A 5,854-nucleotide genomic window follows, 5' to 3' on the forward strand; every position below is an offset into this window, starting at 1 on the left:
CCCGATTGAACTCCAGCGGCGATAGCGATCATCGTGGCCCCATGCGCCATGGCTCGCTGACGGCGACCCATTCCGACCCCGACCAGGACAGTGCCTGGATGATCGGCTACCTGGATATCATGACGCTGCTGGTGGCCCTGATGGTGCTGCTGTTTACCATCACCTACGCCAGTGAGCGTGGTACGGACACGACTGGCCTCGGCGACACCCCGGAACCCATGGTCATTCCCCTGCCCGGTGAACTGCGCTGGGCGATGACCAACCACTCGCCGCCGTCGACTCCGGCAGGCCACCTGAGCCCCTGGCACTCTCCGCCGCACTGGGCGTTGCCGGCTTGCCTCGCCCAGTGGCACCGCCCCCGGTTGCCGCGGCGCCTCTATTGCTGGCCATGCCGGCTGCAACAGCTGACCGACATGCCCCCCCGGGATTCGTCGCACCGCCCACCCCGTCGGCGCTGCTCTCGCAGCGGGCGGAACGGAGGGTGCCGGGAATCGCCCCCGGTGAACGCGGACTGCCGCAGCCGCTGCTGGCGGAAGAGGGTGACCTGCCTTCTCCGCTGGCCGATTTCATGCTGGTGCTCACCGACAGACCCCCGGCGCGGGTGCGGGAAGTGTCGCCCACCGCCATCACCGGTTCGCTGGCGCTGCAGCGGGCGCTCGAGGAGCGCGTCGAGGAGGCTCCCTACCTGCCGGACCTCGAGGGCGTGTCGGTCTCCCGTGTTGCCGAAGGATCAAGCTTCGCGTCGAGGACCAATGGCTCTTTCCCACCGCCGAGGCCGAGCTGACCGAGGATGGCCAGGCGCTGGTACGGCGTCTGGTCGAAGTGATCCAGCGTCACGATGGGGAGGTGGCGGTGGAAGGGCACACCGACAGCCGTTCCATCCAGACCCCGGAATTCCCCTCCAACTGGGTGCTATCCAGCGCCCGTGCCATCGCCATCGTGCATGCCTTGAACGGGCCGGCGTGAGCCCCAGCGCCTGCGTGCCGTGGGCCTGGCCGATACGCGTCCGCTGGCGGCCAACGATACCGTCGAGGGGCGGGCCCAGAATCGCCGGGTTGAGGTGATCATTCATGCACAATAATTTTCATGCGCAACATTAGTTGTACAGAAACTGTGCAGGTATTGTGCACTGCGGCTCAATTATCTTGACGCATGTCATTAAAATCCAAATTAACCTCTTCAGAAGTTGTACATTTGCGGCGACGGGAATTAACATTGGTTTACAGGGGGAAGTGTCAGCCGTTCCCCATGAGCCAATTCCCGGAGAGGGCCATGCATGACGCAGCAACATGAGTTCCCGGCGGGCGATCCATCGCCTGATGCCTGGGACCACATCGATGCCAGTGACTCGCCGGGTACCCTGGTTCAATCGCTGAAGCATTTCTATACCGCCGTGGAGCATAGTCCCATGGCGACTGCCATCACCGACCCCAGCGGGCGCCTGCTGTATGTCAACCGGCAATTTGTCGCTATCACCGGCTACAGTCGCGACGAACTCATCGGCCGGACCTCTTCAGTGATCAAGTCGGGCAAGACCTCGCCCGAGACCTACCATGAGCTCTGGCGGACACTGCGGAGCGGTGAGATATGGCGTGGCGAGATGCTCAACCGACGCAAGTGTGGCGAGGAGTACTGGGAGTATGAGGTCATCACGCCGATCAAGGATGAGCATGGCAAGGTGATCAGCTTCATTACCGTCAAGGAGGATATTTCCAAGCGTAAACGTCAGGAGGAGGAGTTGCGCCTGCTGGCCACCGCCTTCGAGACCGGCCAGGCTACCCTGATCGCCAATGCCGAGATGCGCATCGAGCGGGTTAACCAGGCCTTCACCGCCATCACCGGCTACACCGCCGAAGAGGTCCTGGGCAACACGCCGCGAATGTTCAAGTCCGGCCGCCACGATGCCAGCTTCTACGCCGGACTCTGGCAGTCGCTGGAGACAAGAGGGCACTGGCAGGGCGAAATATGGAATCGCAACAAGCGTGGCGAGATCTATCCGGTATGGCAGTCGATCACCGCGGTCAAGGGCGCCGATGGTGAGGTGCGCCACTATGTGTCGGTGTTCCACAATATCACCGAGCGCAAGCAGATGGAGCAGACGTTGACGCGTGAGGCCAGCCGCGATCACCTGACCGGTGCTGCCAATCGTCGCACGTTCGACCGTGCCCTGATCACCGCTGTCAGGCTGGCCGAGAAGGAGGGGGGCGAGTTCGCCTTGATGCTGTTCGACATCGACCACTTCAAGGCGGTAAACGATACCCATGGCCACGATGTGGCGATGCCGTGCTCACGGCCCTGACGGCCTGCGTCCAGAGGCGCTTGCGCAAGACCGACCTGCTGGCGCGCTGGGGTGGGGAAGAGTTCACGCTGTTGCTGTCGGGCACGCCGATGGAAGGCGCCTGCAGTTGGCCGAGCGGCTTCGCAGCGACGTGGCCGGTGCCGAATTGCCAGGCGCCTCGGTGACCATCAGCATCGGCCTGACGTCCTATCACCCCGGCGACGTGGCGCGTGACCTGCTGATACGTGCGGACCGTGCGCTTTACTGCGCCAAGCAGGGAGGGCGCAACCGGATCGAGGTCATGACGGCAGAAAGGGCCGTGGTGCCGGTTGCCGACATGGCTGAGGGAGAGGATGCCCGATGATTGCGTCCGACGTCATGCAGCTATCGAAAATGATGCAGGAAGCGCTTGCCACGGCGATCCAGTGCCACGGGGAGCTCACCGTCTGTGCCCTGGACGTCGACCACTTCAAGCAGGTCAACGAGCAGTTGGGCCATCAGCGGGCCGACCGGTTGATCGCCGCCCTGGCACAGCGGCTCGATCACTACCTGGATCGCCACGACGCCGTCGTTCATGCCGGCGGCGACGAGTTCGTGCTGATGATTCAGGGGCTGCCGATGATAGCGTCTTGCACAGGTTGCTGGGGGTCATTGCCGAGCCGTTCTCACTCGACCGTGAGGCGGTGACCATTACCGCAAGCCTGGGAGTCTCCAGCTATCCCGACGACCACTCGGAGTCGGATGGCCTGCTGCGCCATGCCAGGCAGGCGATGTACCGTGCCAAGCAGAATGGCCGCAACACCCTGAACCGCTTCGACCCGGGACAGGATCGCTTATTCCAGCAGCGCCTGGCTCAGCGACGCCGATTCGCCCGGGCGATCGAGCGCGGCGAACTCTGCCTTCACTACCAGCCCCAGATTGACATGGCCACGGCCCAGGTGATCGGGCTCGAGGCCTGGTGCGCTGGCAGCACCCCAGAGAGGGGTTGAAGCCCCCCGATACCTTCCTGCCGCTGATCGAAGGCACCCCGCTGGAGGTGGCGCTGGGTGAATGGGTGCTCAGGGAAGCGCTGATACAGCTGGGCTGCTGGCAGCAGCTGGGCATTCGTCTTCCGGTGAGCGTCAACATCAGCCCTTCCCATCTCTTGACGCCGAACTTCGTGGACCGCCTGGATGGACTGCTGGCGCTCAACCCCCTGATGACCAGCGACCGCCTCAAGCTCGAGGTGGTCGAAACGGCCGCCATGCATGACATCGAGGCGGCGCTGGACGCTATCTCCCGCTGCCAGGCGATGGGGGTGGAGGTGGCCATCGACGACTTTGGCACGGGCTTCTCGTCGCTGACCTACCTGCGCCAGCTGCCGGTGGACCTGATCAAGGTCGACAAGAGCTTCGTCCGCGATATGCTCAGCGACCCCAGTGACCTGGCCATCGTCGAGAGCGTCATCTATATGTCCCGGCGCTTCGGACGCACGCTGCTGGCCGAAGGGGTGGAAACCCTGGAACATGCCCGCGAGCTGCTGGCCCGGGGCTGTCGGCTGGCCCAAGGTACGGCATCGCCCGGCCGATGCGCCCGACGCGCTGCCCGATTGGCTGGCGCAGTGGCCCGAGCGGAGCGACTGGCAGGCGCTGGCATGCCTGGGGGGAGCCGCCACTGGCCTGAGCAGCGTCCATGTTGCTGCTTGACTCGCTGAAATGATCTTGATTTTAGCGGGGAATGGGGTAACGCTTTGCGTTATATGACGCAAGGCGTTATATTGGCCCTCATGCTAGAGAGGACAATCGGTGATCAAAAGCTACAGGGATAGAGCGACAGCAACTATTGCCGATGGAAAAGTGGCTCGCAAACTGCCGCAGGATATGCAGCGCACGGCATTGAAGAAATTACGGCAGCTCAACGCGGCCAGCATAATAGATGATCTTCGTATTCCTCCAGGCAATCGTCTTGAAATGCTGCGAGGTGATCGTGAAGGCCAATACAGTATCCGCATCAACGATCAATGGCGTCTTTGCTTTCGCTTTGAGGACGGTAACGCCTACGATGTCCAAATTGTCGACGATCACTGAGGAGGTGTCATGAACGAGCGCCTGCCCAACATTCACCCAGGTGACATCCTCCTGGAGGATTTCATCGAACCGATGGGCCTGACCAAGAACGGTTTGGCGACGGCCATCGGCGTGCCTGCCACCCGGATCGGCGAGATCACGCGTGGGGCGCGTTCCATTACCGCCGATACCGACCTCCGGCTGTCTCGCTTCTTTGGAACCAGTGAGGGCTACTGGCTGCGTTTGCAGAACGCCTATGATCTCGAACAAGCCAAACGTGGCCAGCGCTACGATGGTATTCGGCCCTACGCCGCGTAATTTTCTCTAAAGTTCTTCAGCCAGCTGCCGACATGAGGTAGATAAGGAAGGTATCGAGCAAGCGGTTACTGCACGACACCCGAATTCATCGGCACAAGGCAGTTTCTCATGGCCAGCATTTCCTCCCTCGGCATCGGTTCCGGCCTCGACCTGAACGGTCTGCTGGACCAGCTCAACGACGCCGAACGCGGCAAGCTCGAGCCCATCGAACGGCAGATAGAGTCCCAGCAGGTTCAGCTCTCGGCCTATGGTGAACTGCAGGGCGCGCTCTCCGGCTTCCAGGGGGCGGTCAGTGCCCTGGACGATCCCTCCCTCTTCCAGAGCCTCTCGGCGGATGTCAGCGGCGAGGCGGTGCAGGCCGCTGCCGGTCCGGACGCCAGCCCGGGGCGCTACGACGTCGAGGTGCAGACCCTGGCTTCTGCCGGCAGCTATGCCACGGCGCGGCTGGAGGGCATCGAGACGCTGGATGACGTAGTAGTGAGTGGCGGTGGTGAGTTGCGACTGCAGTTCGACCCGGCAGGTGACGGTAGCGGTCCTGACTTGCCGATCAATATCGCCGCCGATAGCACGCTCGCGGATATTCGTGACGCCATCAATGCCGAGCAAGCTGGGGTCAGTGCCTCGATCGTCAACGATGGCGAAGGCTACCGCCTGGCCCTGATGTCCACCGAAACGGGTAAGGAAGCCTCCATTACCGGCATGGACTGGGGCGACGTTGCCCTGGCCGATGGCGTGGGCTTCAGCGACACCGCGACAGCCGTCGACAACATTGGCAAGGATGCCCAACTGACCGTCAATGGTATCGACATCACCAGCGCTCCAACCAGGTCGAGGGGGCGATACAGGATGTCACCCTCAGCCTGACCCAGGAAGGCAGCAGCACCATCAACGTGGAGCGCGACACCCGTGCGGTGCGGGAAGCGGTGACCGGTTTCGTCGAAGCATACAACAGCTTCAAGGCCACCACCGGCGAGTTGAGCGCCTTTGACAGCGAGACGGGGCAGGCCGGCGAGCTGCTCGGCGACAGCGCCCTGCGAACCGTGGWRTGGCGGCTGCGCGCCGACCTGGGGCGTCAGAAGGTCAAGCCCAAGTTCTCCGAAGTGTTCTCCAAGTCGCGGGCGGTCAACGTGCTGTCGGCGGCGCGACTCTGCCTGTTTGCCTCCCGCGATGTGTGTTCGTGGTGGCGCTGCCGGTATTTCTGTATGAGCAGCAC

At 62.8% G+C, this 5,854-nt stretch carries 8 protein-coding genes and 2 pseudogenes; all 10 read left to right on the top strand.

The genetic code is table 11. The features are described from left to right. Positions 1 to 388 precede the first annotated feature (388 nt). On the top strand, positions 389 to 784 hold the full coding sequence (locus tag Q427_RS34515) for a hypothetical protein (protein WP_231613815.1): 396 nt from the start codon (positions 389 to 391) through the stop codon (positions 782 to 784). A 29-nt stretch (positions 785 to 813) separates the two neighbouring features. Then, complete coding sequence (locus Q427_RS34520; RefSeq protein WP_231613816.1) at positions 814 to 966, top strand: OmpA/MotB family protein; 153 nt, start codon at positions 814 to 816, stop codon at positions 964 to 966. Between the two features lie 442 nt (positions 967 to 1,408). After that, positions 1,409 to 2,463: pseudogene (locus tag Q427_RS19765) on the top strand (sensor domain-containing diguanylate cyclase). Next, the gene (locus tag Q427_RS35620; protein ID WP_051496550.1) at positions 2,406 to 2,642 is read left to right on the top strand and encodes a diguanylate cyclase domain-containing protein; all 237 of its coding nucleotides are present in this window, start codon (positions 2,406 to 2,408) and stop codon (positions 2,640 to 2,642) included. Before Q427_RS19765 ends, Q427_RS35620 begins: the two are co-directional and overlap by 58 nt. Continuing rightward, a complete protein-coding gene (locus Q427_RS35625) occupies positions 2,639 to 2,965 on the top strand; it encodes a GGDEF domain-containing protein (RefSeq protein ID WP_051496551.1) in 327 nt (108 codons plus the stop codon). Before Q427_RS35620 ends, Q427_RS35625 begins: the two co-directional genes overlap by 4 nt. Next, positions 2,908 to 3,267, top strand: a complete 360-nt coding sequence (locus Q427_RS35630; RefSeq protein ID WP_081786112.1) for a diguanylate cyclase domain-containing protein — start codon at positions 2,908 to 2,910, stop codon at positions 3,265 to 3,267. The genes Q427_RS35625 and Q427_RS35630 overlap by 58 nt, the downstream gene beginning before the upstream one ends. Further along, on the top strand, positions 3,237 to 3,971 hold the full coding sequence (locus tag Q427_RS29230) for an EAL domain-containing protein (RefSeq protein ID WP_197030751.1): 735 nt from the start codon (positions 3,237 to 3,239) through the stop codon (positions 3,969 to 3,971). The genes Q427_RS35630 and Q427_RS29230 overlap by 31 nt, the downstream gene beginning before the upstream one ends. Before the next feature lie 91 nt (positions 3,972 to 4,062). Further along, complete coding sequence (locus Q427_RS30460) at positions 4,063 to 4,344, top strand: type II toxin-antitoxin system RelE/ParE family toxin (RefSeq protein ID WP_081786114.1); 282 nt, start codon at positions 4,063 to 4,065, stop codon at positions 4,342 to 4,344. Positions 4,345 to 4,353: 9 nt separating this feature from the next. Then, positions 4,354 to 4,641: a HigA family addiction module antitoxin gene (locus tag Q427_RS19780; RefSeq protein ID WP_043516832.1), complete on the top strand. Its 288-nt coding sequence runs from the start codon at positions 4,354 to 4,356 to the stop codon at positions 4,639 to 4,641. 108 nt (positions 4,642 to 4,749) lie between these two features. Beyond that, a pseudogene (gene fliD / locus Q427_RS19785) lies at positions 4,750 to 5,854 on the top strand (flagellar filament capping protein FliD); the annotation flags it as partial.

It is taken from the genome of Halomonas sp. BC04 (assembly GCF_000568385.1).